We start from the raw sequence: 26108 nt of genomic DNA, 5'->3' as shown, positions 1-26108 counted from the left end.
TTACTGCCTATTAATAATTTCATAAGGACTAAGGCTTTCAAAGAAAGGTTTCATTTCATATTCAATAATATCAGCTACTAATAAATAGTCTTTATTTTCTAGACCATCATTTATTTCTATAAGAAAAGACTTTATTTCATTACTATCTATTAAATCCCCTATATTTAACTCGAAAAACTTTTTATTTACTGAAATTAGCCATTCAATTCCTTCACTCAGTAACATTATATTATTCAGTAATGTTTGTTCATGATTTCTTAATTCTTCAGAGATTGTCTCGCATCCTATTATTAATTTTTTGATATACTCATTATAGGATTCCATAGTTTCTTTAATAATTTGATTCATTTTGTTCTCCCTCTATTCTACTAATTAAATTTTCCAAGAATACCTTAGTGTCCTCACATGCTTCAGCATATTTAGAATATAACAATTCATTTTGTTTAAATATGCGTAAATACGCTTCTTTTTTTGTCTCGTTTTTTGGGGGAGCAAAAGATTTTAATATTCTTAGATTAACCGGTCCCATAATAATATTAACTGGACTTTTTGATTCTAGTTCTAAAATTTTTTCATCATTTTTATCCAAGCTCCGCAAAACATTAAAAGAGAATTTAAAATGATTTGTATTAGATTTTAACATTTTTAAATTTTCACTCGATAGTTTATTAATTTTTTCAACAATCACTATATCTTCTTTAATTTTACTTATCAATTCTTTATTGGAATATTTTAACGATTGGTCTTCTAAGACTATATCAGAAGGAGTAGTCATATTTTTTTCACAAAATTCTTGGAAAGGAATCTGAGTAAATCCATCTAGTTTTATTCCACCCTCAGTACAATTAGAAACATCGTTATCAACAAAATATTCTTTAAGATTTTCAAAATTTTGTTTCATAGACAAAAAAGGATAATCCGTAACAACTTGATCTCCATAATAGCCCTCAGCAGATGTATATCTTTTTCTTCTAATTTCTTCATCGTTTAATTGTTTAAAATGTTTATTTGCCTCTGCATGTGTTTGATTATTTGTATATGCTAAATCTTGACCAATTAAAGCAATTGGGCCATTTGTTATATAACTTGCAATTGACAATGCATAATTGGCCACTGAAGCCCCACCAGCAATTAATGGCACTTCTTCATCTGTTATATTTTGCAAATGTTTTTGGAAGTGTGAGTCTGTTATTCCAAGAAAATAATACGAAGTTTTTTTAAAAGATTCCGGAATTCCATAATGATTATACATATGGTAAATTAAACTAGTATTTTTTAAATAAAGGTCCTTGAAATGATTATAATTTACCTCTTGACTATCTATCGATATGGCATAATCTGGTTCTATATTAAATTTTAATAACGTATTAATTGTAGACCCAGATGATATTAAAATCATTTTATTTCTATATTTTTCTATTAAAGGTATTTGCTTAGTTAATGAAGGACCACCCGATGCAATTACTATCGGACAATCGGTAACCTTTTCTAATTTCTTTAAAGAATTTCCTTTTAAAGCATTCTGAATATTATAAAGATAATTTCTTTGCCACTCTTTCGCCATAAAATTAATTGTATTTTCATTTACGAATTGGATGTATATATTTCTCTTGATAGTGCTAAATACTTCTTTATAAGTATCCATACAAACTTTGTCATAGTTTGGCGAACAACAAAATGTGACCATATCTGTCGACCCAATAATATTTTTCAATAATTTTTCAACAGAATGATTTTCCTTTCCTTTAATGTTAATTATTTGTACATTCTTTAATTCACATTTTTCGATATTAAAAATAGGCTCTATTACTATTAATCTTTCATTATTAACTAACCGCTTTGAAAATTCCTCCACTATATATCCTAAACCATATCCAAATAAAATATGTAATCTCTTTCCCTTATAATTTTTATCAACAAACCGTATTGATTCTATTATAGGATCGAATTTACTATGTAAAAAAAAACCGTTCACTTTTACAGTGTCCATCATATTTTTTGTTTTAATTTCTTCTATGTTAAATGAAGTATTGGACATAAAATCACCTCACATTATTTATCGGTAAAATAAAGATTTAATAAATAGATTAGCAATAAAAAAGAAGGCAATCATTTTATTGATTGCCTTCTTTTTAAAACTCACTTTAAGTACTTAATTATTGTAATAATTGAAGTACTCCTTGTGGTTGTTGGTTAGCTTGCGCTAACATAGATTGCGCCGCTTGTGTTAAGATATTGTTTTTAGTGAATGCCATCATTTCTGCAGCCATATCTGTATCACGGATACGAGATTCTGCAGCAGTTAAGTTTTCAGAAGCAGCACCTAAGTTGTTGATAGTGTGCTCTAGACGATTTTGAACGGCACCAAGAGAAGAACGTTCAGTAGAAACCGCTTTAATAGCTGCATCGATTTTAGAAATCGCAGCACTTGCAGCAAGACCAGTTGAAATATCAAGACCATCAAGTGTACCACCAGCGATAGCATCAACGTTCATATCACCGATTGCCATTGTCATTGTTTGACCAGAGTTAGCTCCAATTTGGAATACTAAATCGCCTGTAGAACCGTCTAATAATTTCTTTTCGTTGAATTCAGTAGTGTCAGCAATACGGTCGATCTCTGATAATAACTGATCGATTTCATCTTGTAAGAAATCACGGTCTGAATCCTGGTTAGTATCGTTACGAGATTGTACTGCTAGTTCACGCATACGTTGTAAAATAGCATGTGTTTCGTTAAGTGCACCCTCAGCAGTTTGGATTAAAGAGATTGAATCTTGAGAGTTTTTAGTCGCCATATCAAGACCTTTGATTTGTGAGCGCATTTTTTCAGAAATCGCTAAACCAGCAGCATCATCGCCGGCACGGTTGATTTTGTAACCTGAAGATAATTTCTCAAGGTTTTTAGCTGATTGAGAGTTGTTGAAAGTTAGGTTACGGTGTGTGTTTAAAGCTGAAATGTTGTGTTGAATTCTCATGATAGAATTCCTCCTTGAATTTTTGTTTTATGACCCACATCCTTGTGGGAAAGTTTGGTTTTGGATGAATGAACTTCCTCCGCCTTACACTTTATATATCGTAAGCAATCGAGAAAGTTTAATAGTTTATTTAAAATATTTTTATATATTTTTTTGTCTTTTTAAAAACAGACTTGAGTTTTAGGTAAAGCGAATTCCCATCTCGAATTATCACATTTGTCGAAATATGTAGTATCTCGTTTTGGCTATATCGATAAACTCGATGAGAAAATTGTTATAGATGATGAAATTTCATCAGTAGTAGATATTTTACTATAAAAAAATCGAAGTACAGATTAGTTAATTTAGATTCATTTTCCTACAAAAAACACCTATCACTTTAAAAAGTAATAGGCTGAAGTTACAAACGCTATTTTTTCTTTAATTGTTCTAAAAAATTCGGTGTTGCAGATAATGCTTCTCTATTCTGCTCCTGAATTGCCTCAAATACTTCAGAGCGGTGTACTTTTACCGTTTTAGGGGCAACAATACCGAGCTTTACTTGATCGCCATCAACAGCAAGAACTTTTATTTCAATGTGGTCACCAATCATAATCGATTCATTTTTTTTTCGGGAAAGGACTAACATTATTTCGCACTTCCTTCCAAAGCACCGATTGACTGGCGTAATGGATATTTAATATTATCTTGCAACACGACCTGTTTGCCTAGCTTGTGCTTTACATTTAATACGATTGGTGCAAGTAGATTCATCGTTGAATCCTCGAACTTTTCTTGTAATGTCACAATGGTATAAGCTAACACATCATCCTCATGCTCAATTTTTAAATCTTCCTTGTCCTCTTCACCTAAGTCAAAGGAATAGTCCTTTTTAAAAGCAAATGGGAATGCAACAACGAATCCAATTTCGGAAAGCTCAGTTGATTGAAGTAATACTAATGGCAATTCTGCATCTAGTGGAAGTACAACAAAGCTCATTAAATCCGGAAAGCCTAGCAAACCATTTTTAAATGAATAAATATCTTCTTCCATAATTTCAACTTCACCTAAAAATTTCGTTTCAATATTCATGTTAGTAGCTCCTTTTAACCTATTACGTCAATATCAACACGCGGTCTTTGAATCATTGTACCAGTTACTTTACCTGGTGTGTATTCATGGACAGGTTTATTTACTTTTGCGTAAATTTTTGGTTTTTGTGCAGTAATATTCACATCCGTTGTACCAGGAGTATAATCAATTTTTACCGAGCCAATTGACGGTACAAATTTAATATTGTAAGGGCCTGCACGTTTCGGACCATGGTTTTGCTTGGCGATATTTTGAAGTATAGCACGCCCTTGGTCTTTTCCTGCATTCTCCATTAATTGTCTACCTTCACGTGCACGTCGAGCCATCCCTTTTAACGAATCTTGTTTTCCTTTTTCAGCGTAATTACTACTAGATTCAAGCGGACCAATTAAGCCTAAATCACGTCTTGCCTGTGATGAATCGATTTTCAGTACACCTCTAGTCGTGTTGATTTCGAGAATAGCTGCTGGCTGCTCAATCGTCTGTGTTGCTTTAGGTTGTCTTATTTCTTGACGAGGTTTTGCAATATTTAAGTCCATCTCAATATCAGTTGTTTTAATTTGAATTTGAGGTAGTCTCATTTTATCAATCCTTTCAAGAAAAGCGTCTGAACAAGTTTGTCCAAACGCTTTTTTTGGGAATGGTTGAACTTCGTTAACTTCGTTTCCCCTGTCACTTCGCATTGGGGGGAGAATACTAGTTAAATTTTATCTAATAAAGTCTACTAGTGTTTGTGGCTGTCGCATTCGCTTTCGCCACAGATTATCATTGTCTCATAAGATTAGTAGAATTCTACTTCAACTTTTGTGTTTAAATTATCTAATGAAGTCTACTAAAGTTTGCTGAATTATTTTAGCACCTACTGAAAGCGCTGCTTGGTGAATGGATTCTTGCGTCACCATTTCAGTAATTGCTGCTGCATAATCTGTATCTTCATTTTCTGACATTTGCTTTGAAACGTTAACAAATTGGATATCTAATCGATTCCCCATCATTTCAATACGATTTTGTCTTGCTCCAACATCAGCACGAGCTGTCAACACATTTTCATAAACTGTGTCTAACCCTGGGAATGTACCGTTAACAGTAGTTAAATCTGCACCTAGCGCCTCACTTATCTCCGCTCCAGTAGCACCACTATTCAATAATTCAGAAACTTCACCCATGAACTCATCGATATCGTTAAATAGTTTACTACCTTGTGTATTCACTTTAATAGAAATGCCATCAAAAACATCGATTTTAAATTCATTTTCTGCACCAGGAATCGATACATCTGGATTTTGTCCTGGAGCTGTAGGATCCGTATAAAGTGGTTTTCCTGTATGTGTACCCGAGAAAATATATTTATCGCCCACTTTTGTGTTTGCGATATCGCGTAATTGCTGCTTGATTTGTTCAATTTCTGAATTAATTTTTTGTCTGTCTTCACTTGTGTTCGTATCATTCGCAGCTTGGACAACGAGTTCTTTTACTCGCTTCAGCGCTTCGCCTACTTGCCCTAACGATTCGTCCGTCGTATCAAGCCATGAATTTGCCTCACCCATATTACGTTGGTATTGATTAATTTTATCGATATCCGTTCGATATGCCATTCCTTTTACCGCAGTAACAGGGTCATCAGATGGTCGATTAATTTTTTTGCCAGATTCAATTTGTTGTTGAATTTTCGACATTTTACTATAACTAGTATTTAAATTACGTAGCATGTTATTTGATAACATTGACTGTGTAACGCGCATTTTCTTTCTCCTCCCTATGGAAAAGGCAATTTAAACATATGCGCTTTTCCACTCAACAAATATTATGTAGGCTCTTATAAACCTACGCGTCCCATACCGTTAATAATTTTATCTAATGTTTCATCTACTACTGTAATCATACGAGCATTCGCATTGTATGCTTGCTGGAATGTAATCATATTAGTCATTTCTTCATCTAAAGAAACAGAACTTACCGAGGCACGATCATTTTCAATTGATAATCGTAAAGTAGCTGCATTATACGCTTCCCGTACTGCTTCTTGTCCTTTAACGCCTAAATCACCTACTAACGACTCGTAGTAAGATTGGAATGTCCCTCCATTTAGGTTGTCTTGTACCTTAGACTGAAGTTTTGCTAATAATAGTATATTTTTATTATTTCCTTCCTCACCATCTTCATCTGAAGCAGCTATTTGCTTTGGATCTGTAATCGCGACTGCAATATCTTTAGCAGTTGTACCCGTGAAGAAATCTACACCCGTTGAACCATCTAATCCATAACCAGCATTGTGTGCCGTGTTAAACTCTTTAACAAATTCTGCAGCGAGTTTATTTAAATTGGCAAGCATTTCTGGATATACACCTTGTCCGCCACTATGACCGTATGCATCGATAAGAGATTTTAACTTCCCTTTTCCTTTGTCCATATCTGCATATTCGATTTCTGATGCAACCGTATCTTCTGGTGGTTCTCCAACTTCTGAAATTGTAATTTTACCAAATTCACTATAGCCATTCGTTGCTTCATCATCAACGCCACCATCAACTGGATCACCTTCAGCATCTAAAGTAGAAAGTTGTGCATAGTTTTTACCATTTACGAGCTCCACACCATTATAGTAAATTGTCAACGTACCTTCTGCGACATCACTTGCATTACCGCCAGACTTCACTTGCTCAGTTGTGATTGGTAAATAAGTGCTTAATTGATCGACTAATACATCGCGAGCATCATACAAGTCATTTGTGACATAGCCATTCGGTTCTACTTTTTGAATTTGTTTATTAATCGATGCAATTTGTTTTAAAATTGAATTTACTTCATTTGTAGATACTTTTATTTCATTTCCAATATTACCTTGGATTTTTTTTAGCTGTGTATCAATATAGTTAAAAGATTCTGCTAATGCTTGCCCTTTAGAAAGCATTACTTGGCGAGCTGCCGTATCTTTAGGATTGGCAACAATATCTTCCATAGACTTCCAAAAATCTGTGAAAGATTGATTTATACCGTACTCAGATGGTTCCGTCATAATATCTTCCATTTGAGAAATCGATTTTGTTTGTGCTTCCCAGTACCCTAAACTATTCGTTTCTTGGCGATATTGACGGTCAATAAACTGATCACGAACGCGTTGAATCGAATGAGCCTCTGCCCCAGTTCCGAGATGCCCTGGCAGTTTCGCTGAATTTAGTCCCGGATAAGAAAATCCCGGTAAAGATTGCATATTAACTCGCTGACGTGAATAACCTGCTGTATTTGCATTCGAAATATTATGCCCAGTTGTGTAAAGGGCTGTTTGTTGTAAAAACAAGCCTGACTTACTCGTTTCTAATCCCATAAACGTAGATCGCATGAGTGTTCCTCCTTATGTAGGCATAGTTAAACGCTTGGCATTACACGTAAAACGTGCAATACCATGCGACTATGCTTGTGAGTCGTAATATGATTTTTTCCCAACATTCGATTGGCCGCGCACTTCTTCACCAGAGTAGTTAAAGGAATCAGGTCTTGCTGGTCGCATAGCTTCTAATGTGAGATTGACAAATTGCAATGATTGAAAAACTAGTTTCTGATTTAAGTCATTTTGCATTTTCAACTCTGTTACTAATGAAAGAAGACGTTCACGCAAAGCGATTAACGCTTCTTTATCTGATTTAGTAGCCGCGTCAATCAGCTCCGCAACAGTTGGCTTGTCAGTGTAAGCAAGTCCATTTGCTCTAAGGTAATCCGTTACCATCAACTGACGCTGTTGCTCAAGTGTATCAATCGCAGCTATATGTGCTTGTTCGTTTTTTAGTATTTGATCTAGCTCAGACATGTCATTAGATTTAATGATTTCTGTTTTTTTGTACGCGAGCTCGAGTAAACTTTTATGCATACGCTCTAATTTTTCAAGCATAGCGAGTATTAGTTGAACAGACATATTTTACATGCTCCTTTTTCTGCTTAGATTAGAAGCGGTAATATTTCAGCATATCTTCTGCGACTTTACGTGCATTTACTTTATAGTTCCCTGACTCTATATCCGCTTTTAATTTTTGTACTCGTTCTGCTCGCTCAGCACTGTAACTAGATGTTTCTTGCATTTCTTTGGCAGCAGATGAGATTTCAATTTTATCAGCAAATGACTGGCTATTTTGGACCGATTTTGCTGTGCGTTGTTGTGCACTATAAGGATTAATCGGCTTCATACTAAATGGATTGATTTTCATTATTGTTTCCTCCCTTCATTTCTGTTTCTATATTTTATATTTCGGTGCGTTCACATAAATGTTTAATTTCCAATACAAAAAGCATTGCTATTTTTTGTGTATACAAGCAAAACCATCTGCTAAATAGCTGAAAGGGACTATCAAAAGAGAAATAATTTCATTTTTAAATTATCATTTTCATCTTTAGAAATTTATAGAAATCTATTGTATATTCGTGGCTTGTGTTCGCTTTCATACCTTTTGCGTTCACTTTCACACTGTTTGCGTGCGCTTCCCCGTAACTACTATCTGCTTTTCAACTCAAAAAAAGATGTGTTGGTTGTTCATCCAACACATCCATCCATATTATTTTTTTCTATCCGCGAGATAAGTTCCTCGTTCACGAGATACTATTTCTTTTCGGAATTCCTTTGCAGCCTCAAACGTTCGCAAATCTGCTTTAATCGAATTTTGACAGCTATCGCATAACTTTCCTTTATGAGTAATATGACCGCAATTATCGCAAGGGTAACCTAAATTCGGGAATGTCGCTGGATGTAAACGCCCTTTACGCACCCATTTGTATAATAATTCTTTGTCTACACCTGTTGCTTCTTCAATGCGATCAACCGTTGCAGCACGATTTTCACGTTTACGTAAAAATCGGTACACAACTTGATATAAATCCTCTTCCTTTTGCGCACATTTATGACAAACTTCTCTTAAACCCGTATAATTGAAAAAATCATCACACATCGGGCAATTTCTTAATTCTGCCATATTCCCCCTCCTAACATCCCGTACATTTTCTTAACATTATACATCAAAAGTTGCTACTTTATTAATCGGTAGTTTGTACGATTTGTTAATGTTTCATTTCTATAAAATAAGTTATATTAAGCGAAAATAAAAAAATTCACTTCGAAAAAAGCGCACTTATACAAACTAGCAAGCTTTAACCTCTTATTAAAACAAATGCCGTCACACTTTTTGCTCCAGCATCAAGTAATGTTTGTTGTGCATGCTTAATTGTCGTTCCTGTCGTGTAAATATCGTCTACTATTAAATAATCTTTAGGTTCAACTTGCTTATTTATATCAATTTGAAATAATGATGCCACTCGCTGCCGCTCTTCCTTCGACTTACCGACCTGTGTATCGGTTGTAGTTTTTTCAAGTAGATGGATGTACGAAATTTGAGCAGCATTTAGTAACTCATCGACATGTGCAAAAGTACGTTGCCTTAGCTTTTCAGGATGCATAGGAATCGGAACCATTGTTTCTGTTCGATGCGATAACGCTAAGTGAATTTCATTACGAAATACTTTCGCCAGCACAACATCATGCATAAACTTATATTGATGTAGATAATCTTTCATCGCCTCATTATAGCTATATAAAATTTGTACACTATCTTCTATGTTATCATTAAGTTCAAATTTCCCTGCGCATTTGTCGCAAATAGTTTGTGGCCAGTTACGTTCAAGCAATGTTTGCCAAGTAACAATATTTTGTAATTCCCGTTCGCAAAGTAAACAATAGTAGATTTCCTTTTTCATAGTTCACCTCCAAAGCCCAGTTCATTTAAATTTTCAATCTCTTCCTTAGCACTATCCATCTCAGTCGTAATACCGTGATGATAAAATACGATATCTCCGCCATGGAAATGCGCATTTCTTCCAACTCGACCGGCTATTTGTATTAGCGCGCTTGCTGTAAAGATCGAACTTTCCGCACCGACCACAGCGACCTGCACATTTTTTATTGTTATGCCGCGCTCTAAAATAGTTGTTGTTAATAAGCCCGGAATTTCAGCATTACGCAGTTGCATTACTTTTTCTTTACGATTAACATCTTCAGCATGAACACTAGTAATAGAAGCGTGCAATTTTTGAAATAGCGGCATCGCTTTTTCCAGTAAATCAATTGTTGGGAAAAATATGAGGAACGGTTCTTCGCTTGCCAATCGTTGTTTCGTCCATTCCATAAGCTTTGTTGGTAATTGTTCTTTTTTTATTTGCTTTTCATAATTCCAAAGCGAAGAAAAACGGGGTACTGGTAGAGGGAAATTATGATATCTCTTTGGGATAAAGGAGTATCCCTCTTTATATGCAAGTAATTTTTCTGAAGGTGTTGCAGTTACATAGGCAACCGGAGCATTTGGCTTTTTCGCTTTTTGTACCGCCTTTTGTAAAGCTGAGTCAAATGTATATGGAAACGCATCTGCCTCGTCAACGATCATGACATCAAATGCATGCTCGAAACGATAAAGCTGATGTGTTGTAGCGAGAACGAGCTGTGGATATCCTTTTTGCTCTGGTCCCCCTCCGTATAAAGCATGTAGTATCGTATTTGGAAATACTTTTTGAAAACGAGGAAATAATTCTAATACAACATCTGTTCTAGGAGTTGCAACACATATTCGCAAACCTTTCTTTAACGCTTTGTATATTGCTGTAAAAAGAATTTCAGTTTTTCCAGCCCCACAAACTGCGTGAATTAAATGCTGGCGTTTTGCCGCAATACTATCCGATAATTCTTGCGAGGCTCGTGCTTGGAGTTTAGTAAATGTACCGTCCCAACACATTTCGTGGTTTTTAGAAATATGCGGCTGCGGTCCATTCCACGCAATCAAATTTGCACAACTAATAATTCTCCCCATCGCAATACAGTGCCTGCAATACGTACATATTTGATCACACTTCGCACAATCAAAATGTATAAATTTTGATTGTTGGTCATTTAAACAGCGCCCGCATTTATAATGCTTTCGAAATAGTTTTGTCGTTATCTCAATAGCAGGCTTTATGTGGAATAGCCGATATTTAATGTACGTTTCAATTTTCGCTTGCGGAAACGGTGTATTTACTTTTGTTAAAATACGCCCTGCAGCAAAATTAACAATGGCCGGCTCAATAATTAATCCTTTATAACTCGCTTTTATTGTGTTTTTGAACATGTAATATCCAATCCTCCAGTTCTTTAAAATTTGTCGGGGTATTCGATTTTTGTTAGTAAATCTAATAAAGTCGCCGGTGTTTTTTGTTTTTCGCCGGTAAATCACCCAAAGTCGCCGGTATTTCTTGATTTTCGCCGGTAAATCACTCAAAGTCGCTGGTATTTCCAATCAACAAAAAAACAGCCCCTACATTATTTGTAGAGGCCGTTCCTAAAACTTTATTTTTTCATCCATCCAAGTGCGAGTGCGCCTTCACCTAAATGGGTACCGATAACGGGACCGAAATAAGTTAGTTTGAAATCCACGCTTGGATAAGTAGCTTGAAGATGTTGCATCCACTCAAGCGCTTCTTCCTCGCAGCAACTATGGATCACTGTTGCTTGCAAGTCAGGGTGTTTTTCTACAGCTGACGCTAGCATTTCTTCTACACGACGTAGTGCTTTTTTACGCGTACGAATTTTTTCGAATGGCACGATTACTTTGTCGACAATATGCAATACTGGCTTCACTTGTAATAGCCCACCAATTAGTGCTGCAGCAGCCGATAAACGACCACCGCGCTGTAAATGACCTAAATCATCTACAACGAAATAAGCATCCACCGTCGTTTTCAAATCTTCTAGCTTCGCATAAATTTCTTGCGCTGATGCACCTTGTTGAGCCATTTTAGCCGCTTCAATTGCGAACATCCCCTGCACATAGCAGGCAACTTCGCTATCAAAAGCAGTAACTTTTATGTTTTCTACCATATTTCCAGCTTGTATCGCACCTTGATAAGTACCACTAATCCCACTTGATAAATGGATTGTCACTACTTCATCATAGTCTTTTGATAGTTCTTCAAATAGTTCCACAAATTTACCAATAGGCGGCTGTGTCGTTTTCGGGAACGTCTTTGCTCCACGCACTTTTTCATAAAATTCGGAAGCAGTAATTTCCACTTCTTCTTCATATGTACCGTCCTCTAAATTAACGCTTAGTGGAATCATGTGAATATTATAAAGCTGGCGTTCTTCCGGTGATAAGTATGCCGTACTATCCGTTACAATTGCAGTTTTCATTAATTTCCCACGCTCCTATTCTCTCAATATTACCGTATATAGCTTTAGTTGTGAATTAAAAAATACTAAAAGCGCTTCGAGATTCGCCTTGCCTAACAGGTACTCGAAACGCTTTATTTATTTACTCTATTTAGTTATTCGTTTCCAATATAATAAACACTCGTTACTTTCCAATCATCCTGCTCTTTCGTAAATACTGTAACTTGACGTCCATTACTTGCAAGCTCAGTTGCAGTTGCATCTTCAGTCATCTTCACCGCAATGTTGGCAAATACATGGGCTTCGTTGTCAGTATATTTTACAATAGTAATATCTTCTGCATCTCGAGTGATTGTATAATCATTAAAAACTTTTTGTGCCTCTAGTAAATCTTGGTCATAATTAAATCCTTTTGCATTTTTTGACAATGTTGCACTATAGCGCTCAATATCTTCTGCATTAAAAGCATCTACATATTCAGTAAATGCCGCTATTAGTTGCTCTTTTACTTCTACTGGTACATTTTGTGCTTCTTCAATATTTCCGCCTAATACTTCAAAGCCAATTGTACCCTTTTCAATTTCTTTTGCAGCCTTTTCAGCGTCGAATTCCCCTTTATCACTACATGCAGCTAAAACAAACACCGCCATTAATGCGATTAACCATTTTTTCATGTTCCAAAACCTCCCGCGCATGTATTGTAGCATAGATGTAAACATAATGCCCATTAGTGAATTACATAAACATATTGCACTTAAAATCTATAGACGCTTCTCTCTGAAAGGAGTTCCACTGCGAGAATCCACATTAACACGTAAAGAATCAAACTTATTTAACAGCAATTAGCCAATTCTAAGCAGCTAATTTTGTAATAGCGACAATATGATTTAGCATATAAAAAAGCTACTTCGTAAGTAAAATCTTACAAAGTAGCTTTATCATTTAGCGCACTTCTACCCAGCCGTTTTTAATAGCTGTAACAACTGCTTGTGTGCGGTCGTTTACATTCATTTTTTGTAAAATACTTGAAACGTGATTTTTCACTGTTTTCTCAGAAATATAAAGCGTTTCACCAATTGTACGGTTGCTTTGTCCGTCTGTTAACAATTGAAGCACTTCACATTCACGCTTCGTTAATAAATGGAATGGACGACGAATTTCTGTTTGATGGAAATTGCCTTTATTTTCATGCTCTGATAGGCGTCGGAATTCCGCCACTAAATTTTTTGTTACTTTCGGATGTAAATATGAGCCGCCGTTTGCAACAACCTTGATTGCTTCAACAATTTCATCTGCATCCATTTCTTTCAGCATATAGCCAAGTGCGCCGGATTTTAATGCATGCGTTACATACGACTCGTCATCATGAATCGATAACATAATTACTTTTGCTTCTGGGAATTCAGCAATTAGGTCAGCTGTTGCCTCTACACCATTTTTAGCTGGCATATTAATATCCATTAATACAACATCTGGCATATTCATGCGATATAAATGAACTATATCAGTACCGTCATCGCCTTCAGCTACTACTTCAAACGTATCTTCAAAATCTAAAATACGCTTTACCCCTTCACGGAATAATTGGTGGTCATCTACAATAATAATTTTTGTCATCACTTTGCCCCCTATAATTTAATACGAATAAATTCATTTATTTAATCTTTTAATAAAGGAATTTTAAACATTATAATCGTACCTTTGTCAACTACGCTGTGAATATCTATTTCACCTTTTAATAAATCAATTCGTTCAGTCATACCAATAATTCCAAAAGATTGATCTTTTATATTATTTTTATCGAAGCCTTTGCCATTATCTTTGACACTAATATTGATTGTTTTCGGGAGCCATTCGAGTTTAACGAATATTTCACTAGACTCTCCATGTTTAATTGCATTTGTTACCGATTCTTGAACGAGGCGAAAAATAGCAACCTCATAGTTTGTAGCTAATCTCTTCTCTTGGTTAAAAGATTGGAAATGAATATCAACGCCTCTATTATATTCCATTACTGTCGATAAATATTTTTTCAAAGTTGGTACAATACCTAAATCATCAAGTGCCATTGGACGCAAATCATAAATAATACGGCGTACCTCTGACAAAGCATTACGTACTGTGATCTTTAAATCAGATATTTCGCTAATCGCCTGTTGAATCCCTTTTTCTCGGTATGTTCGTTCAATTAAATCTGAACGCATTAATACATTCGCCATCATTTGGGCAGGTCCATCGTGAATTTCACGCGACAGGCGTTTTCTTTCTTCTTCTTGTGCAGCAATAATTTTAATGCCGAAATCTTGCTTTAATTTTGCTTGTTCTAAAGCTAGTCCAACATCCTTTAAATCGGATGTCAAATAATTTACTACAACGTTTACTTGGTTTACTATATGATCTGCGCGCTCAATTGTATCGTATAATAATTTCATACGACGGTCTAAATCATCTCGCTTTTCTCGAAGTTGCTTTTCTTTAGCCTGCACGAGTGATAATCTTACTTGAAGATCATTAGCTGTTTCATATGCTTCACGCACTTGAGCTTCTGTAAAATTATCAAAAGCCTTACTTACAATGACGAGACGCTGCTTTGCAAGTTGCGTAGATTTTTCTAAATGGTCTGTTTCATCGATGACAATAGATATTTCTTTACGAACTATTTCTAATTCTTTTTGCATTTCTTCGAAGCTTCGACGACTTTGTTCGCTTATAATGAAAATATCATCTTTTGAATTCGCAATTGTTTCAAGCATTCGATTAAAAATTACATCGAGTGAAGCGATATCGAATTTTTCATTTGAGAACATATTTTTTCCCCATTCTGATCAGTGTGTATACGTTATTAAGCTCTATGTATTTACACGTTTTTACCAATAGATACAATAGTTCTACACTATTATAGCATTTTCTAAACAATTTTTAAGTAATTTTATAACTATACTAACATCTATTTTTTGGATATTAAAGGAGAATTTATAGTGAGAAAAGACTATATTACCGTAAAAGGCTACGGCGAAAAAGAAATTATTGTGTCCAAATCACGCTTCATCACTTATGTTGACCGCGCAGAAAATGAGCAGGAAGCACTGGACTTTATCGCTAAAATTAAGAAGATGCATCCTTCTGCTACTCATAATTGCTCCTGCTATATAGTTGGAGAATTCGACAATATTCAAAAGGCAAATGATGACGGGGAACCAAATGGCACAGCTGGCGTTCCTATGTTAGAAGTACTAAAAAAACAAGGATTAAAAGATACTGTCGTTGTAGTGACACGTTATTTTGGTGGCATTAAGCTTGGTGGTGGAGGCCTTATTCGCGCTTATGGAAAGGCTACAACTGAAGGCATTGCTGCCGCACAAGTGGTAGAAAGAAAATTGCATCATTTAATGAAAGTTTCAATCGATTATACATTTCTTGGCAAGGTAGAAAATGAAATACGCGGATCTAGTTACACTCTACGTGATATCCAATACGTGGATGCTGTCGATGTTTTTGTTTTTGTCTTAAAAGATGAAGAAACGGCATTTACATCCTGGATGATTGAACTCACTAATGGGCAAGCAGTTATTACTTGTGAAGACAAACAATTTATCGAATTCCCCCGAATGTAAGGTAATTTTGATTTACTGAAATAAGCGTGCATAGTATAATAGATAGGATTGATTAATTTTATCTATTAAAATATAGTAAGATTCCTAATACTAGAGGAGAATTAACATGAAACGAACGTACCAGAATAAGAAAAAGGGCTCTAGGTTTTCTCTAATTCTTAAAATATGTTTAATATTAGCTACTTCCGTACTCATTTGCGCGTCAGCTTATGGGATGTATTTAACAAAAAAGGCGGAACATGCTGTCGATCAAGCATATGAAGCTGTCGAAAATCGTGATGTGTCTGTCAAACGTGAAGCGAAAGTAGAACCAGTACAAGATAATGTCTCTATTTTATTTGTAGGTATTGACGATAGTGAAACTCGTGGTCAAGGTGAGGGTTCTCGCTCTGATGCATTGATACTCGCTACATTAAATAATAAAACAAAAACAGTAAAATTAGTTAGTATTCCACGTGATTCATATGTTTATATTCCTTACGTAGGTTATGAAGATAAAATCACCCACGCCCATGCATACGGAGGTACACTTGCTACAATTGAAACTGTCGAAGAACTATTCGATATTCCGGTTGATTATTATGTACGAATGAACTTTGATGCATTTATCGATGTTGTCGATGCACTTGGTGGTATTGAAGTGGAAGTACCATACGCAATGCTTGAAAAAGATGAATTTGATCGCAATACGATTAATTTACAGCCAGGTCTACAGCAATTAGACGGTCGAGAAGCACTAGCACTAGCTCGTACTCGTAAAAAAGACAACGATATCGAACGCGGTAAACGCCAACAAGAAATTTTAAAAGCGATTGCGAAACAAGCTGCTTCCGTTTCATCTATTACAAAATACGATGATCTCATCGAAGCAGTTGGTAATAATATGAAAACTGATATGACGTTTAAAGAAATGAAAGGCTTCTTTAGCTATTTAACTCAAGGTGTACCACGAATCGATACATTGACGTTACTCGGTGATAATGATATGTCAACTGGCGTGTATTATTATAAATTAGATGAACAGTCACTTTCTGAAACACAGCATATTTTAAAAAGTCATCTCGGTTTAATACCTGATACAACAAATGTATCTAACACATCTACATCAGACGGTATTGAACAAACACAATTAGAATCAACAAATACATCAACAGTACAACAGTAAAAAAATACCCTAACAGCGAGTGAACTGTCAGGGTATTTTTTTGCATATTACAGCAGCATTCGTTGTATGAAATACGGGTGCTATTGACCATATTTCGGATCCTATTGACCTAATTTTAGATTCTATTGACCTTATTTCAGATTCTATTGACCTTATTTCAGATTCTATTGACCATTGCCCCAAAATCTCCTGCGCGACCATGAAAAAAGCCACTATTCACAATGAATAGTGGCTTTCCTTATTTATTAAATATACGCACTAAATTTAAAAGTGGTTTGTAGTTTTTTCCGGCTAGTCCAATCACTTCAACGAAGAGCTCGATTGCGACCAAAATAACTGTAACGAGTAAAATCGCACCCCATACTTTCGCCATGGAGAAGATAATTGCCATCAAACCGAATATCATCGCAATACCATAAATAATGAGTACTGTTTGACGATGCGAGAAACCTAAATCAAGTAAACGGTGATGTAAATGCGATTTATCCGGATCTGACCATTTCTTTTTCATACGCAAACGTCGTACAATCGCGAAAAATGTATCAGAAATTGGCACACCTAACATAATAACTGGAATAATTAATGCTATGACTGTTATGTTTTTAAATCCTAACAAAGAAAATACGGAAATCATAAACCCGAGGAATAACGCCCCGGTATCACCCATAAAAATTTTCGCAGGATGGAAGTTGAAAAATAAAAAACCAATAGTTGCAGCCGCTAATATCGACGCCATAGCAATGACAAAACCGTTGCCAATGATCATCGCCATTGCAGCTATTGTTATAAGGGCAATTGTAGAAACACCCGCTGCCAGTCCGTCTAATCCGTCTATTAAGTTAATCGCATTTGTAATTCCGACAATCCATATAATCGTTATCGGAATGCCCAGCCATCCAAAACTCAATGTACCTTCAAATGGTAAGTTAATGAATTCAATTTGAATGCCACCTACAAATACAACGATGCATGCCGCAACAAGCTGCCCAAGCATTTTAGCTTTAGCAGAAATTTCACGCATATCATCAATAACACCTGTAATAACTATAATTGTTGCCGCAATTAATATGGCAAAAGCATATTTACTTTCAAACCCTGTCGTTAATTTCAGAAAAATAAAACCTATTATAAACGCACCAAATATGGCCAAGCCACCTAGTCGAGGCATTATGCGTGCGTGCACTTTTCGATAATTAGGTGCATCAACCGCACCAATACGAAATGCTAAACGCTTCACAAGTGGAGTTAGTATTATGGACGCTAAAAACGCCACGATTAAAGACACGTAAATCATGTCTCTCCTCCTTAAAATTAATATACATTTTAAACCAACTTAATTATACCATGATTGCAGTTCAAAATATAGCATTTATCTTGAAATGGATAGCACTTATTTATTAGAGCATTTCTCACATTATTCCTAAAAAAATAAATGTGTATCTTTATTCCAATTTACTTTTAAATTGCCACCTTTCTCTTAACCTTAAGTAGTAATACGTCCTAAAGTTTGATAAAATAATTAAGTGTCTACTATATGATAGACAATTTTAAAGGAGCGTAAAAAAATGTTCTCAATTTTCAATCGTAACAAAGAGCAAACGAGTACTCGTGAGTTAAAAAAATACTACAAAATAGTAGATCAAATTAATCAGCTTGAAGCAACTTACTCACATATGACAGATGAAGAGCTTCAAGGGATGACATTAACATTTAAAGAACGATTAGAAAACGGCGAAGAAATTATAGCAATTATTCCTGACGCATTTGCTGTCGTTCGCGAAGCTTCTAAACGTGTTTTAAATAAGCGCCATTATGATGTTCAAATTATTGGCGGTTTAGTTTTAACGGAAGGTAATATTGCTGAAATGCCAACTGGTGAAGGGAAAACTTTAGTAGCCTCACTCCCTTCCTATGTACGTGCTTTAGAAGGTAAAGGCGTTCATGTTATTACAGTCAATGACTACCTAGCTAAACGTGACTTCGAGGAAATCGGGCAAATTCACCGTTTCTTAGGCTTAACAGTCGGCTTAAACGTACCTATGATGGAGCCAGCCGATAAAAAAGAAGCTTACAACGCGGATATTACATATGGTGTTGGTACTGAATTTGGCTTCGACTACTTACGTGATAATATGGCACACTCTATTGCTGATAAAGTGCAACGTCCATATGCATTTGCGATTATTGACGAAGTAGACTCTGTGTTAATCGATGAAGCTAAAACACCGCTCATTATTGCCGGAAAAATGTCTGCAAATGAAGAATTACACCGTATTGCAGCCATGTTAGCTAAACGTTTCAAACTGGATGAAGACTACGATTTCGATGATGAAACGAAAGCAACTTCGTTAACAGAGCAAGGAATTGAAAAAGTTGAGGCTGCTTTTGGCGTAGATAATTTATATGACTTAGAGCATCAAACTTTATATCATTATGTCATTCAAGCAGTTCGTGCCCACGTTATGTTCGAACGCGATGTAGATTATATCGTGCGCGATGATAAAATCGAACTTGTTGATATGTTTACAGGTCGTATTATGGAAGGTCGTTCTCTGTCAGACGGCTTACACCAAGCGATTGAAGCGAAAGAAGAAGTAACAATTACGGAAGAAAATAAAGCACAGGCACAAATTACAATTCAAAACTACTTCCGTATGTATCCGAAATTGTCAGGAATGACGGGTACAGCAAAAACACAAGAAAAAGAAATTTTGGAAGTATACAATATGCGCGTTATTCAAATTCCAACGAATCGTCCACGCCAGCGTATCGACCAAAAAGATATTGTTTTCGAAACATCTGAAGACAAATACGAATTTGTTGCCAAAGAAGCATTGCGCCGTCACGAAAAAGGACAGCCTATATTAATCGGCACAACTTCAATTTTGCAATCTGAAACAGTATCAAAGTATTTAAAAAAATACGGCTTGAAACACCAATTGCTTAATGCAAAAACAGTGGAACAAGAAGTCGAATTAATATCTGAGGCTGGTCAAAAATCACGTATTACTGTCGCAACAAATATGGCTGGTCGCGGTACTGATATCGTCTTAGGTGAAGGCGTTGACAAACTTGGTGGTCTTTACGTAATCGGTACTGAAAAGCATGAAAGCCGTCGTGTTGACAATCAATTACGCGGTCGTTCTGGACGTCAAGGCGACCCAGGTGAAAGTCAGTTCATCCTATCAATCGAAGACGATATGTTTAAACGTTTCGCAAAAGATGATGTAGAAAAATTCAAAAAGAAAATGATAGTAAACGATATTAAACGTATCGAGAATAAAGAAATTAATGAGCTAATCGATCGTACACAACGCATTGTTGAAGGCGCACACTTCTCAATGCGTGAATATAACTTAAAGCTCGATGATGTCATTAATGATCAACGTCGAATTGTCTATGACCTTCGTGATAAAGTACTAGCAAGAGAAAATCTGCTTGAGCAAATTACTCGCATGATGTATGAAACAGTAGATTTTGCAGTACGTGACAATGCCCCTGAGGAAGTTGATATTTCTGAATGGGATTTTGATAAGATGGAGCGCACAGTAAATTCACTTTTACTAACACCTGCGACAATTGATCGCACTGAAAGTAAAGTAACGAAAATTCTAGATTCATTAAATACAAATGTATTTGAATTACGTGATTTTATTGAAAGCTTTAAAGAAAATGAACAAGTGATGCAAATTATTCCACAAGTAATGCTAAGCTTCATCGATAGCATGTGGGTAAAACATTTAGAACAAATGGCGCATTTAAAAGAAGGTATTGGATTACGTCACTACCAGCAAGAAGATCCAATGCGTATATACCAACGTGAAGGATTAGAATTATTCGGCAAAAACTACCAAGAGCTACGTCGTGGTATTGTTGAAGAACTTGTAATATTTATGAAATCAATTACAGCAGTACATGAGCAGGAGGAACAATAAAATGGGTTTATTTGATTTTTTCAAAAAAGGCGATAAAGTCGGTACTGATAGTGCAATCGACTCTAAAGAATTAGCAAAAGGTACAAAACAAACAAAAGGCGACAGAGACGTTATTACAAAGCTGTCATTCCATCCAGAATGGGACGTTCCACAAGAACAACAATATGTCTTTAACTTTTTAGCAAACGAGCTACAACCATTAAAGCCAAACCAATTATCACTTTCTGCAATTAATATCGAAACAAATCCGCGTTCAGGCGCTTGGAATGTAAAAGCCTTTTTCCGTTCTTCTCTTCCTGAAGCAATTGAACTTGGTGAAATCGAACTATTTATTTTAGATAAAGACGATAAACGTATAGCATCAAAAATGTTCAATTTTAAAGATCTTGGTGTTATTCCAGCAGAAAGTGCACGCCCTTGGGTATTCGAGTTCGATGCCAATTCAATCGAAGCAGATGAAGTACCTGAAGAAGGTTGGAAAATTGCATTTAATTTAATATCATTACGCGGTCACCAATTAGACTTAGACGATACTTGGAAAAAGCAATTACCTAAAGAACAACAAGAAGAGTTAGCGAAAATTGTGAAAGATTTACCGAAGCTTGGAAAAACAGAAGTGAACTTCACAGGTTTACAAGCTAAGTTACAAAACGATAAAAGCTTACATGTTTCAATCTTTATCCGAAATGGTAATGATAAAGCAATTAACTTAGAGCAATTACCACTTGAAATTATCGATGCAAAAGGTAACCAAGTGGCAAAAGGTTCATTTAAATTAGACCCTATTTTAACGGTGCAGCCGAATACGACTAAACCTTGGACATTTATCTTCCCTGCACAATTAGTTAACGTCAAAGGTATCGATCTATCTCGCTGGACAGCACGCGTACCTCAATAGCATTTGAAAACCCCTACCGAAATTTTATTTTCGATAGGGGTTTTTTACATGGAGTGGATAATACAAATAATTTATTTTACTTTGGGATTTACCTGCTAAATTACGGATTTTACATATGTATAACCTCATAGTCAGACGAAAAGCGCACTCAAATCAGGGTAAACGCACGCAGGAGTGTAGAAAGCGCACTCTAACTCGGATAAACCGCACTCAATCTCAGAAAACCGCACAGTCAGACGAAAAGCGCACGCAAATCAGGGTAAACGCACGCAGGAGAGTTAAAAGCGCACGCTAACTCGGGTAAACCACACTCAATCTCAGAAAACCGCACAGTCTGACGAATTGCACACTATAACTCGGGAAAAACCTCATTTTTAATTAGTTTATGTCATCTATCTAAATAGAAAATCCCCTATCTAATATAGATAAGGGATGCTAGTTTATATTTTATATATTGGAGTATATATGCGATGATTAGTCAAATGTAACGCTGGCAACGCGCTTTGCACCTACATAACGATCTGCCCAATAATATTTTTCATTAATACTTGTAATACTTACACCTATATCCGTTTGTGAATGAATGAAATCTCCACCACCTAAGTAAATTCCTACGTGAGAAATTCCACTACCTGAAGTATTAAAGAAAACTAAATCGCCAGGGATTAAGTCATTTTTATCAACAGATTCTCCAACTCCATACATTGAAGCTGATGAACGAGGTAATGATACGCCTAACTCTTTGAAAACAGTAGTAATGTATCCAGAACAATCGAATCCTTTTGAAGTTGTACCACCATATAAATAAGGAGAGCCTAAATATTTTTGAGCTATTTCCTTAACCTCTTTAGTGCTAAAATCCGAAGCAGATGCCTCTTTATCGCCAATTGGGGATAATAAAATAGCTATAACTGCAACGAATGTTAAAACTGTATTACGAAAGTATTTATTAAAATTCATCTATAATCCTCCAATATGTCCAGTAATTATCTGAATACTTATTGTTATTAGATTATCATGAGTTGGGACTTTATAACATTACAGTTCTGTAACAATGAAGTTACGCATACCCTATTATGTTATATAATAGAAACACTTCCTTATTTCCCTTTATATCAAGGTTTTAAACACATCTACCTACTATCCTCTTATAATTAACCCCAAAAAATTCGTTATAATCTGACATATAAGCAATAATCAATTGTAACATTTGTAATATTTACCCTTATTTAATAACAATTATTACTTTCGCATTCATTGCTTCACGTAATATTCACACTTTTTAGTACGAAAGCAATAAAAAAAGGGCGTCTAATATATAGCTAAGACGCCCCATACTTTACTAACTTTTAGAAATCAATACACAATAATTGATAACTGTCATATCTTCAACATATAATTTACTTTACTGAATCGAATTAAAGCGTTTAAAGGCGACAAAGCGATCTTGCCAGTAAGGGTTTGTAACGTTTGAAACTTCTACCCCAGCACCTCCTGCATGGATAAACTCATTATCTCCAATATAAATGCCCATATGAGAAATATTAGAAATATATGTGTTTTTAAAAAACACTAAATCACCTGGCACTGGATTTTGAACGATTGTTGTATCTTGTAAAAAATAATTCAAGCTACTTTTACGTATAATTGGCATACCTGTATTCGCATACACATATTTTACAAAACCGCTGCAATCAAAACCATCTACCGTATTACCTCCGTACATATACGGCGTACCAACTAGCCCCTGAGCAAGCGCTAGAACACTCTCATACTTTGCTTGTCCTTCCCCACCTGGTTCGTAAGTTAATACCGTTTCTTTTGCTAGCTGACTTGCAATTTGCGTATCCGCGCTAATAATTTCCTGCTCCGTAAACTGTCCGCCAACATCATTGTCAGACTCTGTTACTTCATCTACAGGAGAATTAGTATTAGTTTCCTCAACTTCTTCCTTGCCAAATTTCAAAATTTGACCAACAAAAATCGAATCTGAATTCAGATTATTCCACTCTTTTATTGATGCTACTGTCACATTGTATTTTTTAGCGACTTTTGTTAATGTATCGCCCTTTTGTACTTTATATGTTTGTGTGTCTACTTCTACAGTATTTGTTACTTGCCCTTCTTGTTTATTATGAGAAATAGGATTGTGAACTATATTTGTGGCAGGTGGCTTCGATCCAGCACTTGCAATAATTAGCTTTTGCTCAACAAAAATATGATCAGATTTTAAATTATTCCATCGTTTTAATTGTTGAATTGTCGTGTTGTGAGCTTTCGCAATCTTCGATAAAGTATCGCCTTTTTGAACTGTATACGATGCTGCGGCGTCTGCTACTGGTGCAACAAGTGCAGATGTTAATAATACACTCGCTAATGCAAATTGCCATTTCTTTTTCATATCGAAAACTCTCCTTTTCTCTAGCAATTATTTAAGAAGTCCCACTAAAAATATTACTATTATAGTAGAAGGCTCATAAATTTAGAATGTATAATAGATGAAGCACTCCGTTAACAACAACTAATCGAATTAGCGTCTTTCTTTGCCAACATTGACATTTAGGACGATTAATCTCAAAGGCTGAAGAAAGTATAAGCTATAAAAATACAGAATCTTTCTATTCACTGTTTCTCGTTATTAAATACCCTCTATCTATTATTCTTTCTATTATTATTTTACCGAAATCTAGCACTTGTCTGCAATGGGCTATTATCCTGTATTTCTAGCTTTTCCGTGATTTTCCAAAAGCAATCAGTCTATTTTCCTAGCTTATTTTCAATGTTGTAACAAAAATAAAATTATTACAAAGTATTTTCGCGAAACTTATATGATTTAACTAAAAATTATGTTAAAATGCATCTCTGTGTACTACAAAATATTGTTCGAAAGTTTCGGCTTTTTAATCTTGAAGGAGTTAGTTTTCATTTATGAATAACACCAAAAGTTTTATCCGTGAAAATCTTGCTGTAGGATTTATGTTATTTGCGCTATTTTTAGGAGCTGGGAATATTATATTTCCACCTTTATTAGGTCAACAGGCAGGAGAACATATATTTATATCAATGCTTGGCTTCCTCATCACTGGAGTAGGTTTACCATTAATCGCAATTATTGCAGTAGCAAAAAATGGTGGCGATTTACAAGTTCTTGCAAGTAAAGTCCATCCCCTTTTCGGCATAGTGTTTACTTCTATTGTTTATTTATCAATCGGCCCACTTTTTGCTATTCCTCGAACTGCTGCTGTTTCGTATGAAATCGGAGTTGCCCCATTTTTAACCGAGGCAATGAGAGATAGCTGGCTACCATTATTTATTACATCTATTATTTTCTTTAGTATTACGATGTATTTAGCGTTTAATCCAACGAAACTTGTAGACCGAATCGGCAAATTTTTAACGCCTACATTGCTAATCATTATTTCATTATTAGCGGTGAAAAGTGTTATTACGCCTATGGGGCAAATTGGTGAAGCACAAGGAGTCTATAAAACAGCAGCATTCTCTGAGAGCTTTATCCAAGGTTATTTAACGATGGATGTGCTTGGTGCTTTAGTTTTCGGTATTGTAATTGTCCAAGCATTGCGCGCACGCGGTGTGACTAATAGCGCTCAACAAGTAAAAATCGCCATTTTCTCTGGTATTGTTGCAGCGATTGGATTAGCGTTCGTATATATTTCGCTTGCCTATATCGGTGTTACAAGCACTAATGCAATCGGTTATTATAATGACGGTGGAATAATTATTGCCGAGGCAGCAAAAGTGTTATATGGTCAAGCTGGTAGTATCATTTTATCGGCAACTATTATTTTAGCCTGTATAACGACTGCTGTTGGTTTGCTTTCAGCGAATGCAACATTCTTTGCTAAAAACCTTCCAGGAGTGTCATACCAAGCATATTTAATCATTTTCACGCTATTCAGCTTAATCATTTCAAACTTTGGATTAGAGGATATTATTGCGTATTCATTACCAATATTATTAGCTATTTATCCAGTTGCCATTGTGCTTATGGTACTAGCATTATTTGCGAATCTCTTTAACCACAATCCATTAGTATACAGCTTAGCGTTAATTGCAACAGCTTTGGTTAGTATTTATGATGGCTTGAAAAAAGTTGGTATCGAAATTCCCGCATATGAAAAAGCACTAAGCTATTTACCTTTTTATGAGCATAATTTAGGCTGGCTAGTTCCTGCCATTATTGGTTTTGCAATTGGTTATATCGTTTATCGCAGTCGAAAATAACATGTCTAAATGCTTCACGTGCTGTA

Annotated in this window: 25 protein-coding genes; 5 read left to right on the top strand and 20 right to left on the bottom strand. The window is 35.5% G+C overall.

Annotated features, from left to right (window positions below):
- From AAFN87_RS12055 to AAFN87_RS11975, 17 genes are all read right to left on the bottom strand, one after another.
- Entirely contained in the window at window positions 1–348 is a 348-nt protein-coding gene (locus AAFN87_RS12055) for a hypothetical protein (protein WP_347791315.1), read from the bottom strand.
- Window positions 332–2038 carry a motility associated factor glycosyltransferase family protein gene (locus tag AAFN87_RS12050; RefSeq protein ID WP_347791314.1) on the bottom strand — a complete coding sequence of 569 codons (1707 nt, stop codon included), beginning with the start codon at window positions 2036–2038 and terminating at the stop codon, window positions 332–334. Before AAFN87_RS12050 ends, AAFN87_RS12055 begins: the two co-directional genes overlap by 17 nt.
- A 118-nt stretch (window positions 2039–2156) precedes the next feature.
- Window positions 2157–2978, bottom strand: a complete 822-nt coding sequence (gene hag / locus AAFN87_RS12045) for a flagellin Hag (RefSeq protein ID WP_347791313.1) — start codon at window positions 2976–2978, stop codon at window positions 2157–2159.
- Between the two features lie 409 nt (window positions 2979–3387).
- Window positions 3388–3606, bottom strand: coding sequence for a carbon storage regulator CsrA (gene csrA / locus AAFN87_RS12040; protein WP_347791312.1), 219 nt, complete (start codon window positions 3604–3606; stop codon window positions 3388–3390).
- A complete protein-coding gene (fliW, locus tag AAFN87_RS12035) occupies window positions 3606–4049 on the bottom strand; it encodes a flagellar assembly protein FliW (protein WP_347791311.1) in 444 nt (147 codons plus the stop codon). Before fliW ends, csrA begins: the two co-directional genes overlap by 1 nt.
- A 14-nt stretch (window positions 4050–4063) precedes the next feature.
- Window positions 4064–4630 (bottom strand): DUF6470 family protein, encoded by a 567-nt coding sequence (locus tag AAFN87_RS12030; RefSeq protein ID WP_347791310.1) that lies wholly within the window; start codon window positions 4628–4630, stop codon window positions 4064–4066.
- 234 nt (window positions 4631–4864) lie between these two features.
- Window positions 4865–5791: a flagellar hook-associated protein FlgL gene (gene flgL, locus AAFN87_RS12025; RefSeq protein ID WP_347791309.1), complete on the bottom strand. Its 927-nt coding sequence runs from the start codon at window positions 5789–5791 to the stop codon at window positions 4865–4867.
- 74 nt (window positions 5792–5865) lie between these two features.
- Window positions 5866–7389: a flagellar hook-associated protein FlgK gene (gene flgK, locus AAFN87_RS12020; protein ID WP_347791308.1), complete on the bottom strand. Its 1524-nt coding sequence runs from the start codon at window positions 7387–7389 to the stop codon at window positions 5866–5868.
- Window positions 7390–7458: 69 nt separating this feature from the next.
- Complete coding sequence (locus AAFN87_RS12015) at window positions 7459–7959, bottom strand: flagellar protein FlgN (protein ID WP_347791307.1); 501 nt, start codon at window positions 7957–7959, stop codon at window positions 7459–7461.
- A gap of 28 nt (window positions 7960–7987) precedes the next feature.
- Window positions 7988–8248 (bottom strand): flagellar biosynthesis anti-sigma factor FlgM, encoded by a 261-nt coding sequence (gene flgM / locus AAFN87_RS12010; protein ID WP_347791306.1) that lies wholly within the window; start codon window positions 8246–8248, stop codon window positions 7988–7990.
- Between the two features lie 345 nt (window positions 8249–8593).
- Window positions 8594–9007 carry a TIGR03826 family flagellar region protein gene (locus tag AAFN87_RS12005; RefSeq protein WP_347791305.1) on the bottom strand — a complete coding sequence of 138 codons (414 nt, stop codon included), beginning with the start codon at window positions 9005–9007 and terminating at the stop codon, window positions 8594–8596.
- A gap of 175 nt (window positions 9008–9182) precedes the next feature.
- Entirely contained in the window at window positions 9183–9785 is a 603-nt protein-coding gene (locus AAFN87_RS12000) for a ComF family protein (RefSeq protein ID WP_347791304.1), read from the bottom strand.
- On the bottom strand, window positions 9782–11185 hold the full coding sequence (locus tag AAFN87_RS11995) for an ATP-dependent helicase ComFA (protein WP_347791303.1): 1404 nt from the start codon (window positions 11183–11185) through the stop codon (window positions 9782–9784). Before AAFN87_RS11995 ends, AAFN87_RS12000 begins: the two co-directional genes overlap by 4 nt.
- A gap of 218 nt (window positions 11186–11403) precedes the next feature.
- A complete protein-coding gene (locus AAFN87_RS11990; protein WP_347791302.1) occupies window positions 11404–12246 on the bottom strand; it encodes a DegV family protein in 843 nt (280 codons plus the stop codon).
- Between the two features lie 134 nt (window positions 12247–12380).
- A complete protein-coding gene (locus tag AAFN87_RS11985; protein ID WP_347791301.1) occupies window positions 12381–12899 on the bottom strand; it encodes a nuclear transport factor 2 family protein in 519 nt (172 codons plus the stop codon).
- A gap of 268 nt (window positions 12900–13167) precedes the next feature.
- Window positions 13168–13842, bottom strand: coding sequence for a response regulator transcription factor (locus tag AAFN87_RS11980; RefSeq protein WP_347791300.1), 675 nt, complete (start codon window positions 13840–13842; stop codon window positions 13168–13170).
- Between the two features lie 41 nt (window positions 13843–13883).
- Window positions 13884–15032: a sensor histidine kinase gene (locus tag AAFN87_RS11975; RefSeq protein ID WP_347791299.1), complete on the bottom strand. Its 1149-nt coding sequence runs from the start codon at window positions 15030–15032 to the stop codon at window positions 13884–13886.
- A gap of 171 nt (window positions 15033–15203) precedes the next feature.
- Here AAFN87_RS11975 and AAFN87_RS11970 point away from each other — a divergent pair, with 171 nt between their 5' ends.
- Window positions 15204–15839 (top strand): YigZ family protein, encoded by a 636-nt coding sequence (locus tag AAFN87_RS11970; protein ID WP_347791298.1) that lies wholly within the window; start codon window positions 15204–15206, stop codon window positions 15837–15839.
- A gap of 106 nt (window positions 15840–15945) precedes the next feature.
- Window positions 15946–17004, top strand: coding sequence for an LCP family protein (locus AAFN87_RS11965; RefSeq protein ID WP_347791297.1), 1059 nt, complete (start codon window positions 15946–15948; stop codon window positions 17002–17004).
- A gap of 238 nt (window positions 17005–17242) precedes the next feature.
- Here AAFN87_RS11965 and AAFN87_RS11960 read toward each other — a convergent pair whose 3' ends face one another.
- Window positions 17243–18298, bottom strand: a complete 1056-nt coding sequence (locus AAFN87_RS11960; RefSeq protein WP_347791296.1) for a glycosyltransferase family 4 protein — start codon at window positions 18296–18298, stop codon at window positions 17243–17245.
- 271 nt (window positions 18299–18569) lie between these two features.
- Here AAFN87_RS11960 and secA2 point away from each other — a divergent pair, with 271 nt between their 5' ends.
- A complete protein-coding gene (gene secA2 / locus AAFN87_RS11955) occupies window positions 18570–20939 on the top strand; it encodes an accessory Sec system translocase SecA2 (protein WP_347791295.1) in 2370 nt (789 codons plus the stop codon).
- A gap of 1 nt (window position 20940) precedes the next feature.
- The gene (locus AAFN87_RS11950) at window positions 20941–21837 is read left to right on the top strand and encodes an accessory Sec system S-layer assembly protein (protein ID WP_347791294.1); all 897 of its coding nucleotides are present in this window, start codon (window positions 20941–20943) and stop codon (window positions 21835–21837) included.
- A 474-nt stretch (window positions 21838–22311) separates the two neighbouring features.
- On the opposite strand, the gene AAFN87_RS11945 is transcribed toward AAFN87_RS11950, so the two are convergent.
- Both AAFN87_RS11945 and AAFN87_RS11940 read right to left on the bottom strand, forming a co-directional pair.
- A complete protein-coding gene (locus tag AAFN87_RS11945; protein WP_347791293.1) occupies window positions 22312–22797 on the bottom strand; it encodes a C40 family peptidase in 486 nt (161 codons plus the stop codon).
- Window positions 22798–23242: 445 nt separating this feature from the next.
- Window positions 23243–24238: a C40 family peptidase gene (locus AAFN87_RS11940; RefSeq protein ID WP_347791292.1), complete on the bottom strand. Its 996-nt coding sequence runs from the start codon at window positions 24236–24238 to the stop codon at window positions 23243–23245.
- 527 nt (window positions 24239–24765) lie between these two features.
- Between AAFN87_RS11940 and brnQ the strand changes: the two genes are divergently transcribed.
- The gene (gene brnQ, locus AAFN87_RS11935; protein ID WP_347791291.1) at window positions 24766–26082 is read left to right on the top strand and encodes a branched-chain amino acid transport system II carrier protein; all 1317 of its coding nucleotides are present in this window, start codon (window positions 24766–24768) and stop codon (window positions 26080–26082) included.
- The last annotated feature ends 26 nt before the right edge of the window (window positions 26083–26108 follow it).

The organism is Solibacillus sp. CAU 1738 (genome assembly GCF_039888725.1).
In the GTDB taxonomy this organism is placed as follows: Bacteria; Bacillota; Bacilli; order Bacillales_A; family Planococcaceae; genus Metasolibacillus.
The sequence above is the reverse complement of the archived record's forward strand: the minus strand, read 5'-3'. Positions and strand labels throughout refer to the sequence as shown.

What these genes read in the sequence shown, in the direction of transcription:
- flgM (WP_347791306.1), bottom strand. Translation starts at nt 8,248, where the DNA reads ATGAAAATCAATCCATTTAGTATGAAGCCGATTAATCCTTATAGTGCA.
- AAFN87_RS11980 (WP_347791300.1), bottom strand. Translation starts at nt 13,842, where the DNA reads ATGACAAAAATTATTATTGTAGATGACCACCAATTATTCCGTGAAGGG.
- AAFN87_RS12005 (WP_347791305.1), bottom strand. Translation starts at nt 9,007, where the DNA reads ATGGCAGAATTAAGAAATTGCCCGATGTGTGATGATTTTTTCAATTAT.
- AAFN87_RS11965 (WP_347791297.1), top strand. Translation starts at nt 15,946, where the DNA reads ATGAAACGAACGTACCAGAATAAGAAAAAGGGCTCTAGGTTTTCTCTA.
- csrA (WP_347791312.1), bottom strand. Translation starts at nt 3,606, where the DNA reads ATGTTAGTCCTTTCCCGAAAAAAAAATGAATCGATTATGATTGGTGAC.
- AAFN87_RS12055 (WP_347791315.1), bottom strand. Translation starts at nt 348, where the DNA reads ATGAATCAAATTATTAAAGAAACTATGGAATCCTATAATGAGTATATC.
- AAFN87_RS11960 (WP_347791296.1), bottom strand. Translation starts at nt 18,298, where the DNA reads ATGATTTACGTGTCTTTAATCGTGGCGTTTTTAGCGTCCATAATACTA.
- AAFN87_RS11950 (WP_347791294.1), top strand. Translation starts at nt 20,941, where the DNA reads ATGGGTTTATTTGATTTTTTCAAAAAAGGCGATAAAGTCGGTACTGAT.
- AAFN87_RS11975 (WP_347791299.1), bottom strand. Translation starts at nt 15,032, where the DNA reads ATGTTCTCAAATGAAAAATTCGATATCGCTTCACTCGATGTAATTTTT.
- AAFN87_RS12000 (WP_347791304.1), bottom strand. Translation starts at nt 9,785, where the DNA reads ATGAAAAAGGAAATCTACTATTGTTTACTTTGCGAACGGGAATTACAA.
- flgL (WP_347791309.1), bottom strand. Translation starts at nt 5,791, where the DNA reads ATGCGCGTTACACAGTCAATGTTATCAAATAACATGCTACGTAATTTA.
- flgK (WP_347791308.1), bottom strand. Translation starts at nt 7,389, where the DNA reads ATGCGATCTACGTTTATGGGATTAGAAACGAGTAAGTCAGGCTTGTTT.
- brnQ (WP_347791291.1), top strand. Translation starts at nt 24,766, where the DNA reads ATGAATAACACCAAAAGTTTTATCCGTGAAAATCTTGCTGTAGGATTT.
- fliW (WP_347791311.1), bottom strand. Translation starts at nt 4,049, where the DNA reads ATGAATATTGAAACGAAATTTTTAGGTGAAGTTGAAATTATGGAAGAA.
- AAFN87_RS12030 (WP_347791310.1), bottom strand. Translation starts at nt 4,630, where the DNA reads ATGAGACTACCTCAAATTCAAATTAAAACAACTGATATTGAGATGGAC.
- AAFN87_RS12050 (WP_347791314.1), bottom strand. Translation starts at nt 2,038, where the DNA reads ATGTCCAATACTTCATTTAACATAGAAGAAATTAAAACAAAAAATATG.
- hag (WP_347791313.1), bottom strand. Translation starts at nt 2,978, where the DNA reads ATGAGAATTCAACACAACATTTCAGCTTTAAACACACACCGTAACCTA.
- AAFN87_RS11985 (WP_347791301.1), bottom strand. Translation starts at nt 12,899, where the DNA reads ATGAAAAAATGGTTAATCGCATTAATGGCGGTGTTTGTTTTAGCTGCA.
- AAFN87_RS11945 (WP_347791293.1), bottom strand. Translation starts at nt 22,797, where the DNA reads ATGAATTTTAATAAATACTTTCGTAATACAGTTTTAACATTCGTTGCA.
- AAFN87_RS11990 (WP_347791302.1), bottom strand. Translation starts at nt 12,246, where the DNA reads ATGAAAACTGCAATTGTAACGGATAGTACGGCATACTTATCACCGGAA.
- secA2 (WP_347791295.1), top strand. Translation starts at nt 18,570, where the DNA reads ATGTTCTCAATTTTCAATCGTAACAAAGAGCAAACGAGTACTCGTGAG.
- AAFN87_RS11995 (WP_347791303.1), bottom strand. Translation starts at nt 11,185, where the DNA reads ATGTTCAAAAACACAATAAAAGCGAGTTATAAAGGATTAATTATTGAG.
- AAFN87_RS12015 (WP_347791307.1), bottom strand. Translation starts at nt 7,959, where the DNA reads ATGTCTGTTCAACTAATACTCGCTATGCTTGAAAAATTAGAGCGTATG.
- AAFN87_RS11940 (WP_347791292.1), bottom strand. Translation starts at nt 24,238, where the DNA reads ATGAAAAAGAAATGGCAATTTGCATTAGCGAGTGTATTATTAACATCT.